Origin of the sequence: Belnapia arida (genome assembly GCF_016773205.1) — a bacterium.
GTDB lineage: Bacteria > Pseudomonadota > Alphaproteobacteria > Acetobacterales > Acetobacteraceae > Belnapia > Belnapia arida.
The window spans coordinates 18,124-39,558 of sequence record NZ_JAETWB010000007.1; the positions used below are offsets into that span (position 1 = coordinate 18,124).

21 protein-coding genes and 1 tRNA gene are annotated in these 21,435 nt (G+C 69.5%); 14 read left to right on the top strand and 8 right to left on the bottom strand.

Translation table 11 applies throughout. The annotated features are described in order from the left end of the window. Nucleotides 1–33: 33 nt before the first annotated feature. The 7 genes from JMJ56_RS15810 to JMJ56_RS15840 form a co-directional block, all read right to left on the bottom strand. On the bottom strand, nucleotides 34–294 hold the full coding sequence (locus tag JMJ56_RS15810) for a hypothetical protein (protein WP_202832739.1): 261 nt from the start codon (nucleotides 292–294) through the stop codon (nucleotides 34–36). Nucleotides 295–388: 94 nt separating this feature from the next. Then, nucleotides 389–901: a cyclase dehydrase gene (locus JMJ56_RS15815; protein ID WP_202832740.1), complete on the bottom strand. Its 513-nt coding sequence runs from the start codon at nucleotides 899–901 to the stop codon at nucleotides 389–391. After that, a complete protein-coding gene (locus tag JMJ56_RS15820; protein ID WP_202832741.1) occupies nucleotides 898–2,067 on the bottom strand; it encodes a zinc-dependent alcohol dehydrogenase in 1,170 nt (389 codons plus the stop codon). Before JMJ56_RS15820 ends, JMJ56_RS15815 begins: the two co-directional genes overlap by 4 nt. 76 nt (nucleotides 2,068–2,143) lie before the next feature. Then, nucleotides 2,144–3,100: a cation diffusion facilitator family transporter gene (locus JMJ56_RS15825; RefSeq protein WP_202832742.1), complete on the bottom strand. Its 957-nt coding sequence runs from the start codon at nucleotides 3,098–3,100 to the stop codon at nucleotides 2,144–2,146. Beyond that, nucleotides 3,100–5,619 carry a DUF4175 domain-containing protein gene (locus tag JMJ56_RS15830; RefSeq protein WP_202832743.1) on the bottom strand — a complete coding sequence of 840 codons (2,520 nt, stop codon included), beginning with the start codon at nucleotides 5,617–5,619 and terminating at the stop codon, nucleotides 3,100–3,102. The genes JMJ56_RS15825 and JMJ56_RS15830 overlap by 1 nt, the downstream gene beginning before the upstream one ends. Before the next feature lie 56 nt (nucleotides 5,620–5,675). Beyond that, a complete protein-coding gene (gene lysA / locus JMJ56_RS15835) occupies nucleotides 5,676–7,031 on the bottom strand; it encodes a diaminopimelate decarboxylase (protein ID WP_202832744.1) in 1,356 nt (451 codons plus the stop codon). 82 nt (nucleotides 7,032–7,113) lie between these two features. Continuing rightward, nucleotides 7,114–7,548, bottom strand: coding sequence for a c-type cytochrome (locus tag JMJ56_RS15840; protein ID WP_202832745.1), 435 nt, complete (start codon nucleotides 7,546–7,548; stop codon nucleotides 7,114–7,116). A gap of 145 nt (nucleotides 7,549–7,693) precedes the next feature. Between JMJ56_RS15840 and JMJ56_RS15845 the strand changes: the two genes are divergently transcribed. Together JMJ56_RS15845 and JMJ56_RS15850 are read left to right on the top strand one after the other, a co-directional pair. Then, nucleotides 7,694–8,278, top strand: a complete 585-nt coding sequence (locus tag JMJ56_RS15845) for an LOG family protein (RefSeq protein ID WP_202832746.1) — start codon at nucleotides 7,694–7,696, stop codon at nucleotides 8,276–8,278. Between the two features lie 65 nt (nucleotides 8,279–8,343). Beyond that, nucleotides 8,344–8,420, top strand: a tRNA-Pro gene (locus JMJ56_RS15850). A gap of 48 nt (nucleotides 8,421–8,468) precedes the next feature. Here JMJ56_RS15850 and JMJ56_RS15855 read toward each other — a convergent pair. Then, entirely contained in the window at nucleotides 8,469–8,657 is a 189-nt protein-coding gene (locus JMJ56_RS15855; protein WP_202832747.1) for a DUF2842 domain-containing protein, read from the bottom strand. 132 nt (nucleotides 8,658–8,789) lie between these two features. Here JMJ56_RS15855 and JMJ56_RS15860 point away from each other — a divergent pair, with 132 nt between their 5' ends. The 12 genes from JMJ56_RS15860 to JMJ56_RS15915 all read left to right on the top strand — a co-directional run bounded on the left by JMJ56_RS15860 (nucleotide 8,790) and on the right by JMJ56_RS15915 (nucleotide 21,425). Beyond that, nucleotides 8,790–9,326 carry an adenine phosphoribosyltransferase gene (locus JMJ56_RS15860; protein WP_202832748.1) on the top strand — a complete coding sequence of 179 codons (537 nt, stop codon included), beginning with the start codon at nucleotides 8,790–8,792 and terminating at the stop codon, nucleotides 9,324–9,326. 29 nt (nucleotides 9,327–9,355) lie between these two features. Next, complete coding sequence (locus JMJ56_RS15865) at nucleotides 9,356–10,336, top strand: hypothetical protein (protein ID WP_202832749.1); 981 nt, start codon at nucleotides 9,356–9,358, stop codon at nucleotides 10,334–10,336. A gap of 107 nt (nucleotides 10,337–10,443) precedes the next feature. After that, a complete protein-coding gene (locus JMJ56_RS15870; RefSeq protein WP_202832750.1) occupies nucleotides 10,444–12,108 on the top strand; it encodes an MBOAT family O-acyltransferase in 1,665 nt (554 codons plus the stop codon). Between the two features lie 7 nt (nucleotides 12,109–12,115). Further along, nucleotides 12,116–14,029: an HAD-IIIC family phosphatase gene (locus JMJ56_RS15875; RefSeq protein ID WP_202832751.1), complete on the top strand. Its 1,914-nt coding sequence runs from the start codon at nucleotides 12,116–12,118 to the stop codon at nucleotides 14,027–14,029. Continuing rightward, nucleotides 14,026–14,274, top strand: a complete 249-nt coding sequence (locus JMJ56_RS15880) for an acyl carrier protein (RefSeq protein ID WP_202832752.1) — start codon at nucleotides 14,026–14,028, stop codon at nucleotides 14,272–14,274. Before JMJ56_RS15875 ends, JMJ56_RS15880 begins: the two co-directional genes overlap by 4 nt. A gap of 4 nt (nucleotides 14,275–14,278) precedes the next feature. Continuing rightward, entirely contained in the window at nucleotides 14,279–15,334 is a 1,056-nt protein-coding gene (locus JMJ56_RS15885; RefSeq protein WP_202832753.1) for a hypothetical protein, read from the top strand. Between the two features lie 195 nt (nucleotides 15,335–15,529). Beyond that, nucleotides 15,530–15,838, top strand: coding sequence for an acyl carrier protein (locus JMJ56_RS15890; RefSeq protein ID WP_328702398.1), 309 nt, complete (start codon nucleotides 15,530–15,532; stop codon nucleotides 15,836–15,838). Continuing rightward, complete coding sequence (locus JMJ56_RS15895; RefSeq protein WP_202832754.1) at nucleotides 15,835–16,773, top strand: amino acid--[acyl-carrier-protein] ligase; 939 nt, start codon at nucleotides 15,835–15,837, stop codon at nucleotides 16,771–16,773. Before JMJ56_RS15890 ends, JMJ56_RS15895 begins: the two co-directional genes overlap by 4 nt. Nucleotides 16,774–16,796: 23 nt before the next feature. Then, on the top strand, nucleotides 16,797–18,455 hold the full coding sequence (locus JMJ56_RS15900) for a serine aminopeptidase domain-containing protein (RefSeq protein WP_202832755.1): 1,659 nt from the start codon (nucleotides 16,797–16,799) through the stop codon (nucleotides 18,453–18,455). Between the two features lie 24 nt (nucleotides 18,456–18,479). Then, entirely contained in the window at nucleotides 18,480–19,649 is a 1,170-nt protein-coding gene (locus JMJ56_RS15905) for an acyltransferase family protein (protein ID WP_202832756.1), read from the top strand. Further along, nucleotides 19,649–20,353: a GNAT family N-acetyltransferase gene (locus tag JMJ56_RS15910; protein WP_202832757.1), complete on the top strand. Its 705-nt coding sequence runs from the start codon at nucleotides 19,649–19,651 to the stop codon at nucleotides 20,351–20,353. Before JMJ56_RS15905 ends, JMJ56_RS15910 begins: the two co-directional genes overlap by 1 nt. Further along, nucleotides 20,340–21,425: a glycosyltransferase family 2 protein gene (locus JMJ56_RS15915; protein WP_202832758.1), complete on the top strand. Its 1,086-nt coding sequence runs from the start codon at nucleotides 20,340–20,342 to the stop codon at nucleotides 21,423–21,425. The genes JMJ56_RS15910 and JMJ56_RS15915 overlap by 14 nt, the downstream gene beginning before the upstream one ends. Nucleotides 21,426–21,435: the final 10 nt, after the last annotated feature.

Sequence of the window (21,435 nt, forward strand, 5' to 3'; positions counted from 1 at the left end):
CGGCGTGCCGCGGCACGCCGGGGCGGCATGGCCTCAGTCGTTCTTGGAGCTGCTGTGCTTCGAGCTCTTGTAGGCAGTGTCGTGCGTATGCGCGACATCCCGCTCGCCCCCACCGCCCGAGACGCGGGAGCGGTCCGGGTTGGTCGGCGTGCCCGGCTCGCGCGTCGTGTCGCTGTTCGCCTTGTCGTCTGAGCGCGTCGCGTGCCCATGCGAGCCGCCCTGATGGCTGCTGCCCGGGCCGCCGCCGGAATGGTCGTTGTTCTTCTCGGTCGTCCGGGAATGCGGATTGCTCATGATAACTGATCCCTGTGTATGGCCCGGGAGGAGGCTCCCGCAGGCAGCCTCCCTACAACGGTCCCATCCGGGGCGGGTTTGATACGGCGGCCTTTCAGCCAGCCTTCGCGGTCCAGGGCCTGAGCGCCTCCGGCGTGCGGAAATCCGCCGGCACGACGAAGTCGCTCGCCGCGCCGCGCATCGCCCCGGGCGGCTTCGGCAAGCCGCTCCGCCGGCGGAAGCTCGCCATCGCCGCCGGCAACGGCCGTCGCAGCGCCAGCGCGCAGGCGACGTCCAGCGCCGCGATGCCGAGCGTCATCAGGAACGCGATGCCCGAGCGCTCCCGCTGCGGCCCCGCGACGCCCGCCGCCAGCGTGCCGAGGTCGAGCGCATCCCCGCCGACCCGGCCCCAGACCCAGGGCGTCGGATCCTTCGCCGTCAGCAACCCGATGCCGGTGACGATCTCCCGCACGCCATAGGAGGAGACGAGCCGCTCATGCCCGTGCAACCCGGTTGCCCGGGTAACGCGATGCGGCGCCAGCACCTCGGCAACGCCGAGGGCAATGCTGAACCAGCCGAGCCCCTGCGCCAGCGCCAGGGCCTGGTTCGATCCGCGCGTCCGGCTCATGGCTTCAGCACCACCTTGATGCAGCCGTCCAGCTTGTCGCGGAAGGTCTTGTACATGTTCGGTCCCTCCTCCAGCCCGACCTTGTGGGTGATGACGAAGGACGGGTCGATCTGCCCCATCTCGATCCGCCGCAGCAGGTCGTCGGTCCAGCGGTTCACGTGCGTCTGGCCCATGCGGAAGGTCAGGCCCTTGTTCATCGCCATCCCGAAGGGGACCTTGTCGAGCAGCCCGCCATAGACGCCGGGGATCGAAAGCACCCCGGCGGGGCGGCAGACATACATCATCTCCCGCAGCACATGCGGCCGGTCGGTTTCCAGCATCACCGCCTGCTTGGCGCGGTCATACATACTGTCGATCGTCGCCGTCGCATGGGCTTCCATGCCTACGGCGTCGATGCACTTCTCCGGGCCCTTGCCGCGCGTCAGCTCGTTCAGCCGCTCGACCACGCTCTCCTTCGAGAAGTCGATGGTGGTAGCGCCGCCCGCCTCGGCCATGGCCAGGCGCTCCGGCACCCGGTCGATGGCGATCACCTGCTTCGCGCCCAGCAGCAGGGCAGAGCGGATGGCGAATTGCCCGACCGGTCCGCAGCCCCAGATGGCGACGGTGTCGTCCGGCTGGATGTCGCACTGCACCGCGGCCTGCCAGCCGGTCGGGAAGATGTCGCTGAGGAAGAGCAGCGTCTCGTCGGGGATGCCGAGAGGCACCTTGATATGCGTCTTGTCGGCGAAGGGCACGCGCAGGTACTCGGCCTGCCCGCCCGGATAGCCGCCCGTCAGGTGCGTGTAACCAAACAGCCCGGCCGTGGTGTGGCCAAACACCTTGTCGGCCAGCGACTTGTTGCGGTTGCTCCGCTCGCAGACGGAGAAATTGCCGCGCCGGCACTGGTCACACTCGCCGCAGAAGATGGTGAAGGGGATAACGACGCGGTCGCCCTTCTTCAAATTCGTAACTTCGGACCCGACCTCCTCGACGATGCCCATGGTCTCGTGGCCCATGATGTCGCCATTCTCCATGCCGGGCATGAAGCCGTCATAGAGGTGCAGGTCGGAACCGCAGATCGCGCAGGACGTGACCTTAATGATCGCGTCACGCGGATGTTCGATCTTCGGATCCGGGACCGTGTCGCAGCGGATATCCTGCTTGCCGTGCCAGCGGAGTGCGCGCATCGCCTGTGCCTTTCCCAGTCACCGGAAGGAACGCGATGCCACCGCCCCGGGTTGTCGGGGCGGGCGCGGAACGGAACTACAGGGTTTCCGCCGGCGCCAGCGCGCATGGGTGCGCCGGGTCGCCCTGCTCGACCTGCAAGGTCGCGTGGCCGATGCCGAAGCGCTCGCGTAGCCCCTGCTGCACGGCATTGAGGAAGCCGTCATCCATCGCCGCGCCCGGCCGCACAATATGAGCGGTCAGCGCCGTCTCGGTCGTTGAAATGGCCCAGATGTGCAGGTCATGCACCTCGGCAACGCCCGGCCTCCCTGCCAGCCAAGCCTCCACCGCCGCCGGGTCGATGCCACGCGGCACCGCATCCATCGCAAGGTCGACCGACTCCCGCAGCAGCCCCCAGGTGCCCGCCAGGATGACGCCGGCGATGACCAGCCCGACCATCGGATCGACCCAGTCCCACCCCGTCAGCCGGATCAGCAGCCCGCTGGCCACCACGCCGGCCGAGACGGCAGCATCCGCGACCATGTGCAGGTAGGCGCCGCGACGGTTGATATCCGCCTCCCGCCCGCGGGCGAAGAGCAGCGCCGTGCCGCCATTGACCAGGATGCCGGCCGCGGCGACGGCCATCATGAGGCCGGTGGCGACCGGCGCCGGCTCCGCCAGCCGCTGCGCCGATTCGAGGGCAATGGCCCCGACGGCCACCAGCAGCAGCACGGCATTGCCGAGGGCCGCCAGGATGGTGCCGCGATGCCAGCCATAGGTCCGCCGCCCGCCCGGCCGCCGCCGCGCCAGCCGCACCGCCCCCCAGGCCAGCAACAGGCCAAGCACGTCGGAGAGGTTGTGCCCCGCATCGGCCAGCAGCGCCATGGAGGCGGCGACCAGCCCCGCCGCCGCTTCCAGCACGACGAAGCCGAGGTTGAGCGAGACGCCGAGGGCAAAGCCGCGCTCGCCCGGCGCCGGCCCATGGGAATGGCCCGGCCCATGGCCGTGTCCATGATCGTGCCCGGGGGCGTGGTGGTGATGGTCCCCGTGCGGCATCAGAAGCGCTTCAGCAACCTGTCGATGTAGTCGAGTTCCTCCGACGGCCGCTCCCGGTCGGCGCCGCGGCGGCGCAACTCATCCTGGAGCTTCCGGGTGCGAAGCACCTCCGCCTCCTCCGGCACGCGGGTATCGGCGCCGTTATCGGCATTGCCGTTCACGTCGCGCGAGCGCCGGCCGAGCGGATCGCGCCCCTCGCCCTGGCCCTGCGCCTGGTCCTGGCCTTGTCCGCCGGGCTGGTTCTCGCCGGCCATGTCGCCGGGCTCGCCTTCCTCCTCGCCCTCGCCCGGCTGGGGGTTGCCGAACTGCCGCTGCATAGACTGCGCCATCTGCCGGCCGCCCTCCTGCAAGGCACGGAGCGCCTGCTGCTGGGCATTGCGCGGATCGCCGCCCCGGCCGAGCGCCTCCTGCGCCTCGCGCATCGCCTGATCGGCGCGGCCGAGGCCCTCCGGGATCTCCCCGGTGAGATCGCCGAATTGCTGCATCAGCTCGCCGAGCGCCCGGCGCAGGGCGCGCTGGCGACGGCCGTCCTGCCCGGCCTCAGGCTGCTGCTGCGCCTCGGCGCCCTGCTGCTGCGGCGCCTGCTGGCGCTGCTGCTGGCGGCTGCGCTGGTTGCGCTCACGGTCACCCTGCTCAGCGCGCTGGTGGCTGCGGTCGAGCATGTCGCTCTGCCGCTTCACCATGTCCTGGACAACGCCCATCTGCTGCTGGCCGCGCTCGCGGCGCTGCTGGCGCTCGGGGCTTTCGGCGCGCTGGCTGCGGCCTTCCTCCAGCGCCTTCAGCATCTCCTCAAGCTCGGCGAGCTCCTTCTTCGCATCCTCGGTGCGGCTCTCGCGGGCGGCCTCCTCCATGCGGCGGGTGCGGCGATCCATCTCGCGCTGGTCCATAAGCCGGTTCTGGCTGCCTTCCGGCATCGCTTCGGCATTCTCGCGCTGCAACCGCTCAGCCAGCGCCTCCAGGTGCTGGCGGATGGCATCGCGCAGCTCCTGGATACGGCGCTGCAACTCGGCGCGCTGCTCAGCCTGCTCCGGCGCCCGCTCGGGATTCTCGCGCGCCTCCTGCTGCTGCCGCTCGGCCTGGTCAAGCGCCTCGCGCAGCGCCTCGCGCGCCTGCTGCAGGGCACGGAGGGTGCGGCCGTCGCGGCCTTCCTCCAGCGCCAGCGCGGCTTCCCAGAGGATGTCCTGCACCTCCCGCACCGCCTCCGGCCGGCGGTCGTTCAGCAGCCGGCCACGGGCGACGCGGAGAGCGAGATAGGTGGCTGTATCGTGCTCGAATGCCTCCGGCGCCTCGGCCACCTCCTCCAGCGCCCGGCGGGCGGGGGTACGGCGCTCCGGCTCCGCCGACAGCTCGCGGCGGATGGCGATCAGCCGCCGGGCGACCGGATGGTTGAAGCTCCGCTCCGGCAGGGTGAGCGTCGCCGGCTCGGAGATGCCTTCCTGCCCGGCGCCGTCGCGCGCCGCGAGCCGCACCTCCACCTCCAACCCGGCCCAAGGATGGGCGGAGAGGTCGGGCTGCGCCGTGCCGCGTGCCGTCTTCGGATTGCCGCCGGGCAGCGGCAGGTCGAGCACCAGCGGCGCCGCCTCGGGCCGCGCCTTCAGCCGGAGCTCGGCGCGCAGCCCGGCGAGGCCCCAGTCATCCTCCGCTCGCCAGGGCATCCGCGTGCCGAGGCCGCGTTGCGTCCGGCCCGGCGGCTCGGCGAAGGCGACGGAGGGCGGCGCATCGGTCTGCACGCTGAGCGTCCAGCGGGCCAGTTCCACGCCACCGCGACGGACGGCCAGCCGCAGCCCGCGCTCCAGCGGCATCTCCGCGCCGAAGCTGGCGGCATCCAGAGCCTGGAAGGGCGTCGCCACCCCATCGGCCAGCAATTCGGGCACGCTGCCTCCGCCGCCGGAAAGCGAGACCTGCAACCGGCTGCCCGCCGGCACCGTCGTGCTGCCGCCGGCCGGGTCGAGGAAGACCGGCGGCGCCCCGGTATAGGCCGGCGGCGTCACCCAGGCCTCGAGCCGCATCCCCGGCCCGGTGACCGGGCCCGCGAAGGCCGGGCTGACCGCCCGCCGCAGTCGCTCCCCGGTTTCGCCTCCCGCCACGACGAAGGCTGCGACCAGCCCGACGACCAGCGCCGCCCGCAGCGCCCGTGGATCGCGCACCGGCAGGCCGGGCCGCGGCATCCCGATCCGCAGCCCACCGATCTGCGCCGCCGCCCTTTGCTGGTGCACCCGCCAGAGCGCCAGCGCCGCCGGATCGTCGCCCGCGGGCCGGTCGGCCAGCGCCGCCAGCGGCCGGTGCCGCAATCCCGATTCCCGCTCCAACCGCCGCTCCGCTGCCGCCTCGCCAGGCGGGACGAAGCCGTGGAAAGCCCGCCAGCCAGCCAAGCCGAGCGCCGCGGCAAAGCCCAGCAGCAGCAGGATGTGCAGCGCCGCCGGCAGTTGCCGCGGCACATCGAAGAGGGCCAGGACGAGGAACAGGCCGAGCACCGCCAGCACCGGCCAGAGCCGGGGCCAGAGCCCCTCCCACAACATGGCCAGCTGCGCCAGGCGGCGCCGGCGGGCCAGTGCCGCGGCGAGGCGCTCCGGGCTCAGGGAGCGCCCCCGCCGGCCAACCAGTCGGGCGTTTGCTGCCCGGCCAGCATCGCCTCGAAACCCTGCCGCTCCCGCACCACAGCGAAGCGGGCGCCATCGACCAGGACTTCCGCCGCCAGGGGACGCGCATTGTAGGTGCTGCTCATCACCGCCCCATAGGCTCCCGCATCGAGGAAGGCGACCAGCGCCCCCGGTTGCAGAGATGGCAACGCGCGGCCGCGCGCAAAGGTGTCGCCCGTCTCGCAGACCGGCCCGACCACATCAGCCGGGCTGAGGGCGGCGGTGCAATCCGCCGGCGCGACGGGGAGGATGCCATGCCAGGCGTCGTACATGGTTGGCCGCACCAGGTCATTCATTCCGGCGTCGAGCACCAGGAAGCGCCGCCCTGCCCCCTGCTTCTGCAACACGACGGAACTCAGCAGCAGGCCCGGGGGACCTGCGATCCAGCGCCCCGGCTCCAGCATCACCGGCAGGCCGAGCGGGCCGAGCGTCGCGGCGATCGCCCCCGCCAGGGCCTCGGGCGAGGGTGCCGGCTCGTCCCGGTAGGGGATGCCGAGGCCGCCGCCGCAATCAAGGTGCTCCACCGGCAGGCCCCGCGCCATCAGCGCCTGCGCCATCTCCGCCATCCGCGCATAGGCGGCACGATAGGCCGCCATGCCGCTGGTGATCTGGCTGCCGATATGCATGGCGATGCCGACCGGCCGCAACCCCGGCAGTTCCGCCAGCCGAGCATAGAGCGCCGGCGCATCCTCGAAGGCGACGCCGAATTTGTTCTCCGACCGGCCGGTGGTGATCTTGGCGTGGGTCTGGGCATCGACATCCGGATTGACCCGCAGCCCGACCCGCGCCACCCGCCCGAGCGAGGCGGCCACCGCCGAGAGCATCGCCGCCTCCTCCGCGCTTTCGATGTTGATCTGCACGATGTCCTCGGCCAGGGCCAGACGCAGCTCCCGCTCCGTCTTGCCGACGCCGGAGAAGACGATAGCGGAGGCCGGGATGCCGGCGGCGCGGGCCAGCCGCAGTTCCCCCTCGCTGACGACATCGGCGCCAAACCCCTCGGCCGCCAGCACCCGCAGCACGGCGAGGTTGCCGTTGGCCTTCACCGCATAGTGCACCGAGGCCCGCAGCCCTGCCCCCGCCAGCGCTGCCTGCAACGCCCGCGCCCGCCGCCGCAACGCCCCGGCGGAATAGACCCAGGTTGGCGTGCCGGCTGCGGCGGCGATGCGCGCCAGCGGCACCTCCTCCACCGTCAGCCCGTCGAGGGCATGGAGGGAGAGATGCGGCCGCGCAGCCAGCATCTCGGCGAAGCTCGGGTCGGCATCGGCCTGGGCGAAGGGAAGAGGGGAAACCATCCCCCATTGTGCGGCGCCACGGGGCTGCGCCACAAGCGTCCGCTTGAGGGCCGTCGCGGCTCCGGACCGCGACGGCCGGGCCTCAGCGCGCCCGGTAGGTGCGGTGGCAGCCGCCGCAGAATTGCGGCCCGGTCGCCTGGAAGGCAGTGGCGAAGGCCGCCGCATCGCCCGAGGCGGCGGCCGTCTTCAGCACGTCGAGCTGGCCGAGCAGGCGGGTGTTCGCCGCATCGAAGCCGGCACGCTCGGACCAGACCGCGGGCAGCGACTTGGTATCGCCCCGGTCGGAGCCGGGCGGGAAGCGCGTCGGCATGGTGCGGAACCAGGCGATCATGTCGTCGATCCGCGGCTCCAGCGCCTTCACGTCGCCCCGCGCCTCCGCCACGGGCTTGATCGTATCCATATGCGCGCCCATACGCTTCAGCCCGGCCCGGCGCTCGGCAATGACATCACCCTGCGCCAAAGCCGTCCCTCCCAGCGCCAGCAATGCCAGCGCCGACACCATCATCCGCCATGCCATGCAAGAATCCCCCAACTCCAAACCCATGATTGCGATCATGGCATGGCCGCCCCTTCCATTGGCAAGCCTCGGACTGTAACGACGCCGCACCGGATACCGGAGGGCGCCGCCGCGTTGCAGCCGGACCGCACCCGGAGTTCACCCGATGCCAGAGCCCATCCGATCCGTCGCCGTCTTCTGCGGCAGCCGCCCCGGCGCCGACCCGGCCCATGCGGCGGCGGCCGAGGCGCTCGGGCGCGCTTTGGCCGAGACAGGGATCACCCTGGTCTATGGCGGCGGCGGTGTCGGATTGATGGGGATGGTGGCGGAAGCCGCCATCGCCGCCGGCGGGCGGGTGCATGGCGCCATCCCCGAATTCCTGACGCGGATCGAGCGCCCGCACCCGAAGGTCACTGAACTCGAGGTCACCGACGGCATGCACAGCCGCAAGACCCGCATGTACGAGATGGCCGATGCCTTCATTGCCCTCTCCGGCGGCCTCGGCACCATGGACGAACTGATGGAGGTGCTGACCTGGCGCCAGCTCGGCCTGCACGACAAGCCGATCATCCTGCTCGACATCGCCGGCTGGGCGCAGCCCTTCCTTGCGCTGGTCGAGCACTTGGTCGCGGCCGGCTTTGCCGGCGAGGATACGCGGCGACTCTTCACCCTGGCATCGGACGTGCCGGCCGCCATGGCGCTGCTGCGCGAGAGCCCGGCCGGCGAGGGCGCACCGGCCCGCCGCCTATGATCCCCCCTTGCCGCGCCCGGGCCCGGCCGCTATATGGCCGCCTCCCGCGGCGAAGAGCCGACCAGCGGAGCGTAGCTCAGCCTGGTAGAGCACTGTGTTCGGGACGCAGGGGCCGGAGGTTCGAATCCTCTCGCTCCGACCAAGTCGGCCTCGCCGGAAGCCCCGCCAGCCCCGCTGGCGGGGTTTTTCCTTACTTGCCCCCAGCCCAGAGAATCAGCCTGCTGGCCGGGAAGGCCCAGACCGTGCCAGCGACCAGGAAGAACAGCGCCTGCACCGCCCAATGCATCTGCAGCACGTGGTCGGCCAGCGTCACCACGGCGATGACGTAGGCGAGGAAGCCGGCAAGGCCGACCAGCGTGGCGATGGAGGCTCGGGACATGCCCCGCAGATGGCCCAGGCCCGCGCCGGCGCCAAGGCCTGAATCGCTGCCCGCCCGTTGCGCCTCCCCCCCGCCCGGTGCTTATTGGCGCCGCCGCCGGGACCCGGGGGCACGGCGACCGAAGGACAGGCCATGCCCGAGACCCACCCCGATCTCGATCTCCGCGCGCATATCCGCGGAATCCCGGATTTCCCGAAGCCTGGCATCCTGTTCTACGATATCTCGACCCTTCTCCGGCACGGTCCCGCCTGGCGCGCGGCGATGGAGCGGCTGGCGGCAAGGATCAGCCCCTACAAGCCCGATGTGCTGGCCGGCATCGAGAGCCGTGGATTCCTGGTCGCCGCTCCGCTGGCGCTGGAGCTCGGCCTCGGCTTCGTCATGCTCCGCAAGCCGCGCAAGCTGCCGGGCGAGACGATCGGCCTCGACTACGCGCTGGAATACGGTACCGACCGGATCGAGATGCAGGCCGATGCCGTGAAGCCCGGCCAGCGCGTGGTGTTGCTCGACGACCTGCTGGCGACCGGCGGAACCATGGCGGCCGGCATCGGCCTGCTGCGTCAGGCGGGGGCGGAGGTGCCGGCCGTCGCCGCGCTGATCGAACTCGCCTTCCTCAACGGCCGCGCCCGGCTTGACCTCCCCTGCGAGACCCTGCTGCGCTACGACGAGTAGAGGTCCCGCCAAGGCGAGGGAGGCACAGCATGGCGCAAGGCCCGCGACCCAATCGCCGGAGGCTGCTCGCTGCCGCACTCGCCGCCCTGCCCGCGCCGGCCTTCGCCCTGTTGCCGGCGACCGCCACACTGCTGGTCCCGGGCCCGGAGGACGGGCCGCTTGCCGATTGGGCGCATCGGCTGGCCGCCGCGCTGGCCCGTGGCAGCACCACTGCCGTGATGCTGGAGCGCAGCGTCCTCGGCGGGCCGGATGGCGTGACCGCCGCGAACCGCTTCGCCACCGCCGCCGCACCGGACGGCCGCAGCCTTCTCGTGCTGCCGGGCGCCGCGGCCCAGGCCCGGCTAGTCGGCGACCAACGCGCCCGCTTCGACGGTGCCGGCTGGGTGCCCGTCTGTGCCGCGCAAGGGCCGGCGCTGCTGGCCGGACGGGGCCGGCCACCAGCGGCCGCAGCCCCGCTCCGCCTCGGCCTTGCCGCCCCAGACAAGGCGGGCGCCGCGGCCCTGCTCGGCCTCGACCTGATCGGCCATGCCGCTACACCCGTCCTCGGTCTCGCCGGAGCACGCGCCGACACGGCACTCGCCCAGGGCGCGGTGGAGGCGGTGGTGATGCAGGGGGGCAATGGGCTGGCCCGCCTCGCAGCGCTCGGCGCCCAGCCCTGGTTCGTGCTGGACGAGCAGCGCGACCCGAGTCTGCCCGAGGTACCTGCCGTCACCGAGCTTGCCACCGGCGGCGATTCCGCCCTGCGCGCCGGCCTGCTCGCCGCCGCGGCCAATGCCCGGCTGCTTGGCGCGGTGCTGCTGCCGGCGCTCACGCCGGGCGACCTAGTGGCACTCTGGCGTGCGGCTGCGCAGCGCTGGCTGGAGGAGGAGCGCGCGACGCTCAACCCCGGAATCCGGCTCAGCGCCGGGGCCGACCTCGCGCCGGTCTTCAGTCCGCTCGCACCGCCACCCGAGGCAGTTCTCGCTTACCGGGACTGGCTGTTCCGCCGGCTGCGCTGGAAGCCGGACTGACCTTGGCGCTCACTCCAAGTTCAAGGCGGAATAGTGTCATCACTTATCCGATAAGAAGCCGAAAGCTTTTCTGTTTGTGAAGCTGCGTCTTTTTGGATGGGCATATATTGCGGCAGGCTATCGCCGCGGTGGAAACCTATTTAGAAAAGAACGGGCCGATGGTCTTCAGTTCAGTCACCTTCATCCTGGGCTTCCTGCCGATCGTACTGCTCGGCTTCCTTGTCCTTGCCAGCTTTGGGCAAAGACGGATGGCAGCCGGGTGGCTGACGCTGTCATCTCTGGTCTTTTACGGTTGGTGGAATCCCTGGTGCGTGCCGATGCTTGCCACCAGCATTGTCGCCAACTACATTCTAGGAAGCTATCTTGCGCGCAATCCCTCGAAAATTGTTCTTGTTTTGGGTATAATCGGCAACCTTTTGCCGCTGCTTTACTACAAATATACAACTTTCCTACTGACCAACATCGATACGGCCTTCGGCTTCGATTGGCACCTCAACGAGATCGTCCTGCCGCTCGCCATTTCCTTCTTCACCTTCCAACAGATCGCCTATCTCAGCGACGCGCATGACGGAGCCGTCGTTGAACACGACTTCCTTAACTATTGCCTGTTCATTACCTTCTTTCCGCACCTGATCGCCGGCCCGATCACCCATCACAGGGAGATGCTGAGCCAATTCGGCAATCCGGAGAACTTCCGCCCCCGCTTCGACAACATCTCGATCGGCCTGACCCTTTTCGGATTGGGCCTGGCGAAAAAGGTCATTCTGGCCGATCCCCTCGGCACCGTGGCAAGCCCGGCATTCGTCGCGGCTGCCGACGGCCAGGGTCTTCCGTTGCTCGATGCCTGGGGCGGTGCGCTTGCCTATGCGCTGCAGATCTACTTCGACTTCTCCGGCTACACCGACATGGCGATCGGCCTCGGCCTGCTCTTCGGCATCAGCTTTCCGCCGAATTTCGACAGCCCCTTCAAGGCGCGCAACGTCATCGAGTTCTGGTCGCGCTGGCACATGACGCTGACGCGCTTCCTGACGGCCTACATCTACAACCCCATCGTGCTGCGGGCGACGCGCGCCCGCGCCGCCGCCGGCAAGCCCCTGCCGCGCCGCGGGAAGATGACGCCCGGCACGTTCCTCGCCCTGGTCGCCTGGCCGACCATCCTGACCATGTTCATCTCGGGCGTCTGGCATGGAGCGGGCTGGCAGTTCGTCGTCTTCGGCGTGCTGCATGGCGCCTATCTCGTCATCGCTCATGGCTGGCGTGCGCTGAAGGCGAGCCGGGGCTGGAAGCTCGATGACGACCGCCTGCTGCCGCATGCGTCTTCCGTGCTGCTGACCTTCGTCTGCGTCGTCGTGGCCCTGGTCTTCTTCCGCGCCGAGAGCGTGCCGGCGGCGCTGAACCTGCTGGCCGGCATGGTCGGCCTGCACGGCGTCGTCGTACCGGCGAGCTTCGCCAACCTGCCGCTCGTCGCCCAGGTTGTCGCCAGCCAAGGGTTGGCGGTCGGTGCCGGGCAGTTCGTGCAGATCGAGGATTGGGCAACGATCCTCGCGCTGTTGGCCTTCGTCTGGTTCATGCCGAACACCCAGCAGTTCATGCTGCATTTCCGCACCGCGCTCGGCTGGCGCGGCCGCCCGGCATGGGTACAAGCGATCCTGCCGGCGATGACCTGGCGGCCGGCGCCGATCTACGGCGTCGCGCTCGGCGTGCTCAGCTTCTTCGTGCTGATGCAGACCTTCTCCTCGGCGCCAACCGAATTCCTCTACTTCCAGTTCTGAGGCCGCCATGGAACAGCTCGCCTGGCTCCCGGTGCATGACGATCTCGGCACGGCGCTTTCCGTCGCCCGGCGAATCCCCGATCCGGGCGAGCGGCTCGCTCGGGCCATGCATCTTGCCGGGTTCCGCCGCGACTTCACCGCGACTGGCCGGCTCGACCGGCTGGCCGAGGTTGGCTTGGCCGCGCCCCCGTCACAACTCGGCCTGGTTCCCCTGCGGCTCGCCATCCTTGCCTCGCACACGGTCGATCATCTGGTGCCCGGCATCCGCATTGCTGGCCTGCATCGCGGCCTTGCCCTGTCGGTGCATGTCGCGCCCTATGGCAGCTACCGCCAATCGCTGCTCGGCGACGATCCGGCACTGGCCGCCTTCGCGCCGCAGCTGATCCTGCTCGCCCTCGATGCGCAGGATTCTCCCATCGACCTGCCGCTCGACTCTGCAGAGAGCGCTGTGGAGGAGGCCGTTGCCGCCCGCATCGCCGAGCTGCGCCATCTCTGGCGCCGGGCAAAGGAGCGGTTCAACGCGCAGGTGGTGCAGCAGCTGCTGGTACCCGCCAGCCCACCGATCTTCGGCAGTTACGAGGCGATGGTGCCCGCTGCGCCGCGTAGCCTGCTCGATCGGTTGAATGCCGGCATCCGCGCCGCCGCGCGTGAGGATGGCGTGCTGCTGCTCGACCTCGTTGCGCAGATGGCCGGCCAGGGCCCGGCCGATGGCCTCGCCGACCCGGTGCGCTGGCATCAGGCGAAGCAGCTCGTCAGCCCGACGATGGCGCCGCTGCATGGCGACCTTGTCGCCCGCATCGCCGGGGCCGTGCTGGGCCGGACGCGCAAATGCCTGGTGCTCGACCTCGACAACACACTCTGGGGCGGCGTCATCGGCGATGACGGCATCGAGGGCATCAAGCTTGGCCAGGGCAACCCGACCGGCGAAGCCTTCCTCGCCGTGCAGCGCTATGCGGCGCAGCTCGGCCGGCGCGGCATCATCCTTGCCGTATGCAGCAAGAACGACGCCGCAGTCGCCGAGGCGGCCTTCGCCAACCACCCGGAGATGGCGCTGAAGCGCGGCGACATCGCCGCCTTCCTGGCCAATTGGAATGATAAGGCGGGCAACCTTCGCCAGATCGCCAGGCAGCTGAACATCGGCCTCGACGCCCTTGTCTTCGCCGACGACAACCCGGCCGAGCGCGATATCATCCGCCGCGAGCTGCCGGATGTCGCTGTGCCGGAACTGCCGGACGACGCGGCACTCTATCCGGCCTGGATCGCTGCGGCCGGCTATTTCGAGACGGCCGGCTTCACCGCCGACGATGCCGCGCGGGGCCGCAGCTACGCGGCGAACGCCGCGCGCCAGGCCGTGCTGGAACAGACGACCGACCTCGAGGGCTATCTCCGCAGCCTCGAGATGGTGCTGACGGCGCGTCCGATCGGCCCGGCCGAGCTGCCGCGCGCCACGCAGCTCGTCAACAAGACCAACCAATTCAATCTTACCACCCGCCGCTATACCGAGGCCGAGATGCAGGTCCTGGCGGCGGACCCGGATTCGCTGGCGCTTTCGCTCCGCCTTGCCGACCGCTTCGGCGACAATGGCCTCATCAGCGTGGTGCTCGCCCGCCCGGACGCCGCGCTGCGCCCCGGCGAATGGCTAATAGACACCTGGTTGATGAGCTGCCGCGTGCTCGGCCGCAAGGTCGAGGAGGCGACCTTGCAGGTGCTGGCGGACTACGCCAGGCGCCAGGGCATTACCGCGCTTATTGGTGAGTATCGCCCCACCGCGCGCAATGGCATGGTGGCGGAGCATTATCCCCGCCTCGGCTTCACGCCGATGGCGCCCTTGCCCGATCGCCCCGAGGGGACGCTGGTCTGGCGGTACGAGACTCGCGGCTCAAGGCCGTTCGCCCACCCCATCGCCTTGGACACCACATGAACGACAAGGAAATCTACGCGGCACTGACACAGGTCTTCCGCGACGTTTTTGACGACGACGACATCACCCTCACACCCGCGACCACCGCCGAGGACATCCCTGGATGGGATAGCCAGGCGCATGTCAACCTCGTGGTCGCGGCGGAGACGCGCTTCGGCATCCGCTTCCGCACGGCCGAGTTGGAGTCGCTGCACAATGTGGGTGATTTCGTCCAGCTGATCGCCACCAGACGGAAAGGCGCATGACGCCATGTCCGCAACGCCGATCGTCCAGGCTGCACCGAAACCGGTGCGGCCCGGCTACCTGCTGGCCTTTCTCGGCTCCCTGCTGGGGATGTTCGCCCTCTACTACGGCGTGCTGCTGACGCTTTCGGCGACGGGCAACCTGCCGCCGCCGGCCTTCAGCAATTCACTGTGCATCGACGAGAAGCTGCATGTCCTGCGGGAGAAGCAGGCTGGCACGCCGACCCTCCTGGTCGTCGGCTCCTCCGTCGCCTGGCGTCACTTCGACGGCGAGACCCTGCTGAAGGCCACGCCGCAGACAGAACCGTTGAACGGCGCCTTCTGCGGCCTGAGCGTCAACCAGACAGGTTTCGTCACCGAATGGTTGCTCGACCACCACCCCTCGGTGCGGGACGTGGTGATGATTGCCTCGCCGCAGGACTTTCAGGATTGCGACAGCAAGCCGACCGCCGTATTCGACCGCGGCGATGCCGATGACTACGTCTTCGGCCGGGCGACGCCCTGGTTCTACTACACGCGCTACTTCTCCCTTTCCTCGCTGGCGCGCAACGCCGCCACCATCGCCGACAAGCGCTCAGGCGCGAACCGCATCGACCCGCTGGTCTTCGACCGGTTCGGCAGCGGGCCCCTCGCGGTGGAGGAAGGGCGTGGCCAGTTGCTCTATGGCGCCGTCGACGGGCCGCACCCCGCCTGCCTTTCGGCACTGTCGCAGCTCGCTGGCCGGGTGCAGGGCGATGGCAAGCGGCTGATGGTTGCGATGACGCCGCTGCATCCGCAATGGCGGGCGATGCACGACGCGGACGGCGCCGTGCTGGACCAATTCTCGGCGGCAATCCGCGCCACGCTCGGCGAGAGCGGTGCGCAATATTGGGACAGCAACCAGTCCCACGAGGCCACCGGGGAGGAATTCTTCGATGCCATCCATCTCCGTTGGGCGGGCGTGCCGCGCTTCACCGCGGCGCTGCAGCGGGCGTTGGGCATGGCCACAGCCGCACCGCCGCCAGGCCCGCAATCCAGCCTCTCTCTCTCCTCACATAATGCGAGCGTGAAGGCGAGCGACTGACATCAGGGTGGCGGCATCATGCCGCCACCCACCGTCATGTGATACGATTGCCGGGACGGCGGGGCGTATCTCCATGAACGCTAATGGCGAGACGCCTTGCCGCCGATGCAATCCCTGCAAGTCGATAAAGCCATCTTGAGTTGATATTGCCTGCATTTTCTCAAATAACGGTTGTTGTTCGCTGGAGATCGCGCCGTGCTGCATGAAACCGTTCGAAATGTCCTGAAAGGCGTCGGCGACCTCGCTGGTCACGCCGATACGCTCAGCAACGATGCGGACCTCTTCGATGCTGGCCTCTCCTCCTACGGCACGGTGGAGGTGATGATCGGCCTCGAGAACGCGCTCGGCGTCGAGTTCCCCGAGACGGCGCTGACGCGCGACAGCTTCTCCTCCATCAACGCCATCGTGCGCGTGCTGGAAGGCCTGCAAAAGGATGCGGCCGCTGCCGGCGGCAAGGCGGTCGACGCCAATGGCTGGCCCGTCGCCGGGGAGACCGTGCAGTGAGCACCATCGAACTCGCCCCCCGCCTCAGCGCCGACGGCTTCCGCCAGGAGTTGTTCACCCGCGGCCTGCTCTTTGCAACCGGCGTCGATGGCCTCTACGGCCGCAGCGCCACCTTCGAGTCGCTCGTCGATGCCGTCGACCGGCTGATCGGCCGCCTTTCCGCCGACGACAAGGCGGAGATCATGCGTTTCCCGCCGATCATGACGCGCAGCGGATTCGAGGCCAGCGGCTACTTCAAGAACATGCCGCAGCTCGTCGGCACCGTGCATTGCTTCTGCGGCGATGACCGCGAGCACAAGCGCGTGCTGGCTTGCACGCCGGAGGAAGGCGGCTGGACCGCGGCACAGCAGCCTGCCGATGTGGTGCTTACGCCGGCATCCTGCTACCCGGTCTATCCGATCATAGCCGCGCGCGGCCGGTTGCCGGAAGAAGGCTGGCTGGTCGATTCGTCCTCCTACTGCTTCCGCCGGGAGCCCTCGATCGATCCCGCCCGGATGCAGATGTTCCGCCAGCGCGAGCAGGTCTGCTTCGGCACGCCCGAGCGCATCCGTGCGTTCCAGTCGCACTGGATGTCGCGTGCGCTGGAGATGTTCCGCCTGATGGGCCTGCCGGCCACGACCGACCTCGCCAACGACCCCTTCTTCGGCCGCCCCGGCCTCCTCATGGCGAATGGCCAGCGCAGCCAGCGGCTGAAATTCGAGATTCTCGTGCCGATCTCCGACCCCGACCGGTTGAGCGCATGCGGCAGCTTCAACTATCATGTCCATCACTTCGCCGATGCCTATGGCATCAGTGGCGCGGATGGCGAGGCGGCGCATACCGGCTGCGCCGGCTTCGGCCTAGAGCGCGTCGCCCTTGCCCTGCTGCGGCAGCACGGCTTCGATATCGAAGCCTGGCCCGAGGCCGTGCGCACGACGCTCTGGCCTCGGGCCTGAGCAGGGAACGGAGGTAGCCGCCGATGATCCCGGTCGCCTTCCACGGCTGCCGCGGCTGGCTGCATCCGTCACAGGGGGCAGCGCATGGCCTCGTGCTCTGCCCGCCCTTCGGCTATGAGCTGATCTGCACCCATGCCGGGCTGCGCGTCCTCGCCGAGCAGGTCGCCGCCGCCGGCACGCCGGTGCTGCGCTTCGACTATCCCGGCACCGGCGACTCGGTGGGCGAGGAGGCGCCGCACCGACTTGCGGACTGGCTCGCCGGCATCGATGCCGCCTGCGACTGGATGCGCGCCACGCTTGGCCTGAAGGCCGTCAGCCTCGGTGGCCTGAGGCTTGGCGCGCTGCTCGCGGCGGCCAGCGCGGCCCGCCGCCCGGGCACCATCGCTGACATGGTGCTCCTCGCGCCCGTCTGGTCCGGTCGCGCCCATGGCCGGGAGCTGCTGCTCGGCGCCCGTGCCGCCGGCGAGGCCACGCCCGCGCCGGGCTGGCTCGAATCGGCCGGCTTTCGCCTGCACGAAACCGACATCGCCAACCTGCGCAGCCTCGACCTTGGCATGCTGCTGCGCCAGTCACGGCCCGGCCGCATCCTGCTCGCCGAGCCGCCGAGGCCGGCGGCACTGCCCGATCTCGGCACGGCGGTGACGGCACTGCCATTCGACGGCCAAGCCGACTTCCTGCGTCATGCCCAGCTCAGCATCCCGCCCAGGCCGTTCTTCGGCGGTGTTGCCCGCTGGCTGACCAAGGATGGGACGCCATCGCCGGGCCCGGCCGCCGTGACCGACCGCCTTCCCGTTGCGCCCGGCATCGAGGAGCGCGTCCTGCGCTTTGCCGAGGACGAACAGCTTGCCGGCATTCTCTGCCGGCCGGCGGAGCCGCAGCCCATCGGCGTGCTGATCCTGAACACCGGCGCCAACCATCATATCGGCAACGGCCGCATCGCCGTGCGCATGGCGCGCCGCCTGGCTGGGCTCGGCTTCGCCTCGTTGCGCATGGACGCCAACGGCATCGGCGAAAGCGGCACGGTCAGCGACGAAGAGCGCGCCGAAGCCCTGTTTGGCGATACCCCGACACTCGATGCACTCGCCGGGCTCGATGCGCTGGAGCGCCAAGGCTTCCGGCGCAGTCTGGTCGTCGGTGTCTGCTCCGGCGGGCATCACGCGTTCCAGACCGCGCTGCGGGATGCCCGGGTTGCCGGCCTCGCCATCGCCAACCTGCCCGCCTTCGATCGCGCCGCGGGCGGCGCGCCGGACCTCGACGGCGGGCCGCCGCCCGGCGAGAGTCCCAGGTGGCGCAAGGTGCGCATGGCGATTCGCCGAAGCCTCGCCGAAGCCGACCGCCTCCTCGCCGAGCGGCTTGGCCTGGAGAGCGGCCTTGACCGCGCCGGCCGCTGGCTGCGGCAACTGCAGGCGCGCGGCACGACTCTTTGCCTTGTCTACAGCGACCGCGACCGCTCACTCCGCGAGTTGCGCGCGCATTTTGGCCGCGGCGGCCGGCACCTTCCGCGGCGTGCACCGGTACGCATCCTCACCCTCGGCGGCACGGACCACGCCATCAATCCGCAGAGCATGCAGGACGAGCTCATCGTCGCCGTCGAGCAGGAGCTGCTGCAGCACCACACGCAACCTCGTCCTGCCGCCACGCCACAACAACCCGCCCTCGCCACGCCCACCCATACGTCATAACAAGAACAGCCCGGGACCGACGCCATGGCCATCCTCCAGTCCGCCTTATTGTCCGGAAGACCTGTCGCGCAGGCTGAGGCCTCGCGCAGCCTTCCCGCCAGCCTGCCGACGACGATCGAGGTCGCCCGCGTGGTTCTCGTCATCGGCCTCGTCTTCCTGCACTACTTTTCCTTCCCGAACAGCCGCGTCTCGCCCTTCACCGGCTTCGATCCCGATCAACACTCCTTCGCCACCTTCGTGAACAGCTTCATTCTGCTGTTCTTCTTCAGCGCGGTGCCGCTGCTGAGCACCATTTCCGGCTGGCTGTTCTTCGGCCTGACCGATCACCCGCTGCAGACCATCGCACGGCGGATGCGGGGCCGCATCGTCTCGCTCCTGCTGCCGCTCATCACCTGGAGCCTCGCCACGATCGCAACCGGCTTCGTCCTGCACGCGATCGCTCCGACAACAGGCCTGCTCGGCGAATTCCGCTTTGACTTCGACGAACCCAGCCTCTTCGGTCTGCTCGATGGGATCTTCGGCCTGACCGGCCTGCCGACCGCCTTCCAATTCTGGTTCGTGCGCGACCTCTTCCTGTCGGTTTTGGTGAGCCCGCTGCTCTGGCTTATCCTACGCCATGCGCCGCTGGCGGGCGTAGCGGTGCTCGGCGCCTCCTGGGTATGCGACTTCACCTTCGGCATCTTCATCCGCACCGACGTGCTGTTCTTCTTCTTCCTCGGCGGCTTTGCCCGGATGCGGCAGGTGCCGCTGAACATCTCCTGGAGCACCACGAAGGTCCTGCTGGTCAGCTATGCGTTGTTGATGGCGGCACGGGCCCTGGCACCACTCTGGCTCGACCCGACCACGCCGCCGCATGAGGACATGCTCGACCTGGCGACACGGCTCGCCCGTCCGCTCGGCGTCGTTGCCTGCTGGGGCCTCTGCCTGCGTCTGGCCACGACGCAGCTCGGCGGATTCTTCGCGCGCTACGGCGGCTTCGCCTTCTTCCTGCATGCCTCGCATTTTCCCATCATCATCTTCGTGAAGTACCTGCTCTGGAGCTTGGTGCCTGCGGAGACGGATACCTGGATGCTCGCGCATTACGCCGCCAGCGTCGCCGTCACGGTGTCCGTCGCGGCGCTTGGCGCGGCGGTGATCTTCCGCCTTTCGCCCAGCCTCTACGCCTTCCTCGCCGGCGGCCGGCGGTTCGTCTGATGAGCACGACGGATCTGCTTGGCGAGCCGGTCGACCCCACGCCGCGGCCTCGGCCGGAACATGCGCCCGTCACCGGCACCAGCGTCACGCTGGTGCCACTGGCCACGGCGCATGCGGAGGAGCTCTGGCCCATCGCGCGCGATGCACCGGAGAGCTGGCGCTGGCTGCCCTTCGGTCCCTTCACTGACCGTGCCGCCTTCGCTGGCACGGTACGCTTCATGGCCGTCAGCAAGGGCGAGCTGGTCTGGGCGGTTTGCCCGCATGGCGCCGATGGCAGGCCGGGGCCCGCGGCCGGCTGGCTTGCTCTGCTCGACATCCGGCCGTCGGACGCGGCGATCGAGCTCGGCAATATCTGGTTCCCGCCCGGCCTCGCCCGCACCCGGGCGTCGACCGAAGCCATGTTCCTGCTGATCGACTTGGCCTTCAGCCTCGGCTATCGCCGCATCGCCTGGAAGTGCAACACGCTGAACACCGCCTCCTGCCGAGCGGCGGAGCGCCTTGGCTTCCGGCTCGAAGGCGTGCTGCGGGCCCATATGGTCGTGCGCGCCCATCGCCGCGACACCGCCTATTTCTCCCTGCTCGATGACGAATGGCCGGAGCGCCGCGCCGCCATCGCCCACTGGCTGCGCGACGCCAATTTCGATGCATCGGGCCGGGCGATCGAACGCCTGCACCGCTCCAAGGACCAGCATGACGTCGCCTGAGGAAGTCCTGCCCTTCGGCCTGCGACTCGTCGGTCCTGCCCCTGATCCCGCCCCGGGCGAGGTCATCGGGATCGTCGTCGCAAGGAACGAGGCGCTTCGGCTCGGGGCCGCGATCCGGCATGCGCGCCGCCTCGGCGTCGGCCCAATCCTGCTGATCGACAACCGCTCCACGGATGCCACGCGGGACATCGCGCTCCGCACCCCGCGCGTGCATGTCGTCGAGGCGCCTGGCAGTTTCGCCGATGCCGGTTTCGGCATCGACTGGGTGAACGCCTTGCTGGACCGCCATGCCCGCGGTCACTGGGTAATGCTCTTCGATGCCGATGAAATGCTGGTCTTTCCCGGCAGCGATGTGCCTGGTGCCCTGCCCCGCCTGTGCCGCCATCTCGAAGGGTGCGGGTCCGAAGGTCTGCTGACGGTCATGCTGGATTGCTTCCCGCGTGAGCCTCTGCACGCGGTCCATTATGAAGCTGAGCAGGAACTGCTGGAAGCGGCTCCTTGGTTCGAGCCGCCGCGGCTGAGGCAGGAGCCTGAGCCGAATTGCCCCTATATCGCCACCTATGGCGGCATCCGCGAACGCCTTTTCTTCCCCGAGACCATTCCCACCCGCCCGAGGCGCTTCTTGCATCAGAAGCTTTACAATCTCGGTTGGCGCCTGCCGCCGCTCCGCCGTGCTGCCTGGTTTGCCCGCCTGGCCCCGCTCCGCTCGCCCAACCTGACCAAGCTGCCCCTGCTGCGCTGGCGCGAGGGGATGGAGTTCCGGTCGGCTCATGCGGTCGCACCGCTCGTCCTCGCCGCGGAACAGCCGAGCGGCGTGCTGCTCCACTTCAAATTCCTTCAGGACTTCCATGCCCGTGTGCTGGATGCCGTCACGCGCAACGCGCATTACGACGGGTCAGTGGAGTATCGCCGCTACCTCGCGGCGCTGAAGCGCGACCCGGACTTCACCCTGCACGGGCCGCGTAGCTTGCGCTATAAGGGGCCGGAGCAGCTTCGGTCGCTCGGCCTGCTGCATGACACGCTGGCCTGGGCCGAGGATCGCGCAGAGGCAAAGCTCCCCGCCACGACATAGAAGCACTATC

What these genes read in the sequence shown, in the direction of transcription:
- JMJ56_RS15910 (WP_202832757.1), top strand. Translation starts at nt 19,649, where the DNA reads ATGAGCACGACGGATCTGCTTGGCGAGCCGGTCGACCCCACGCCGCGG.
- JMJ56_RS15880 (WP_202832752.1), top strand. Translation starts at nt 14,026, where the DNA reads ATGAACGACAAGGAAATCTACGCGGCACTGACACAGGTCTTCCGCGAC.
- JMJ56_RS15860 (WP_202832748.1), top strand. Translation starts at nt 8,790, where the DNA reads ATGCCCGAGACCCACCCCGATCTCGATCTCCGCGCGCATATCCGCGGA.
- JMJ56_RS15815 (WP_202832740.1), bottom strand. Translation starts at nt 901, where the DNA reads ATGAGCCGGACGCGCGGATCGAACCAGGCCCTGGCGCTGGCGCAGGGG.
- JMJ56_RS15845 (WP_202832746.1), top strand. Translation starts at nt 7,694, where the DNA reads ATGCCAGAGCCCATCCGATCCGTCGCCGTCTTCTGCGGCAGCCGCCCC.
- lysA (WP_202832744.1), bottom strand. Translation starts at nt 7,031, where the DNA reads ATGGTTTCCCCTCTTCCCTTCGCCCAGGCCGATGCCGACCCGAGCTTC.
- JMJ56_RS15825 (WP_202832742.1), bottom strand. Translation starts at nt 3,100, where the DNA reads ATGCCGCACGGGGACCATCACCACCACGCCCCCGGGCACGATCATGGA.
- JMJ56_RS15900 (WP_202832755.1), top strand. Translation starts at nt 16,797, where the DNA reads ATGATCCCGGTCGCCTTCCACGGCTGCCGCGGCTGGCTGCATCCGTCA.
- JMJ56_RS15885 (WP_202832753.1), top strand. Translation starts at nt 14,279, where the DNA reads ATGTCCGCAACGCCGATCGTCCAGGCTGCACCGAAACCGGTGCGGCCC.
- JMJ56_RS15915 (WP_202832758.1), top strand. Translation starts at nt 20,340, where the DNA reads ATGACGTCGCCTGAGGAAGTCCTGCCCTTCGGCCTGCGACTCGTCGGT.
- JMJ56_RS15830 (WP_202832743.1), bottom strand. Translation starts at nt 5,619, where the DNA reads ATGTTGTGGGAGGGGCTCTGGCCCCGGCTCTGGCCGGTGCTGGCGGTG.
- JMJ56_RS15865 (WP_202832749.1), top strand. Translation starts at nt 9,356, where the DNA reads ATGGCGCAAGGCCCGCGACCCAATCGCCGGAGGCTGCTCGCTGCCGCA.
- JMJ56_RS15810 (WP_202832739.1), bottom strand. Translation starts at nt 294, where the DNA reads ATGAGCAATCCGCATTCCCGGACGACCGAGAAGAACAACGACCATTCC.
- JMJ56_RS15905 (WP_202832756.1), top strand. Translation starts at nt 18,480, where the DNA reads ATGGCCATCCTCCAGTCCGCCTTATTGTCCGGAAGACCTGTCGCGCAG.
- JMJ56_RS15840 (WP_202832745.1), bottom strand. Translation starts at nt 7,548, where the DNA reads ATGGCATGGCGGATGATGGTGTCGGCGCTGGCATTGCTGGCGCTGGGA.
- JMJ56_RS15875 (WP_202832751.1), top strand. Translation starts at nt 12,116, where the DNA reads ATGGAACAGCTCGCCTGGCTCCCGGTGCATGACGATCTCGGCACGGCG.
- JMJ56_RS15855 (WP_202832747.1), bottom strand. Translation starts at nt 8,657, where the DNA reads ATGTCCCGAGCCTCCATCGCCACGCTGGTCGGCCTTGCCGGCTTCCTC.
- JMJ56_RS15820 (WP_202832741.1), bottom strand. Translation starts at nt 2,067, where the DNA reads ATGCGCGCACTCCGCTGGCACGGCAAGCAGGATATCCGCTGCGACACG.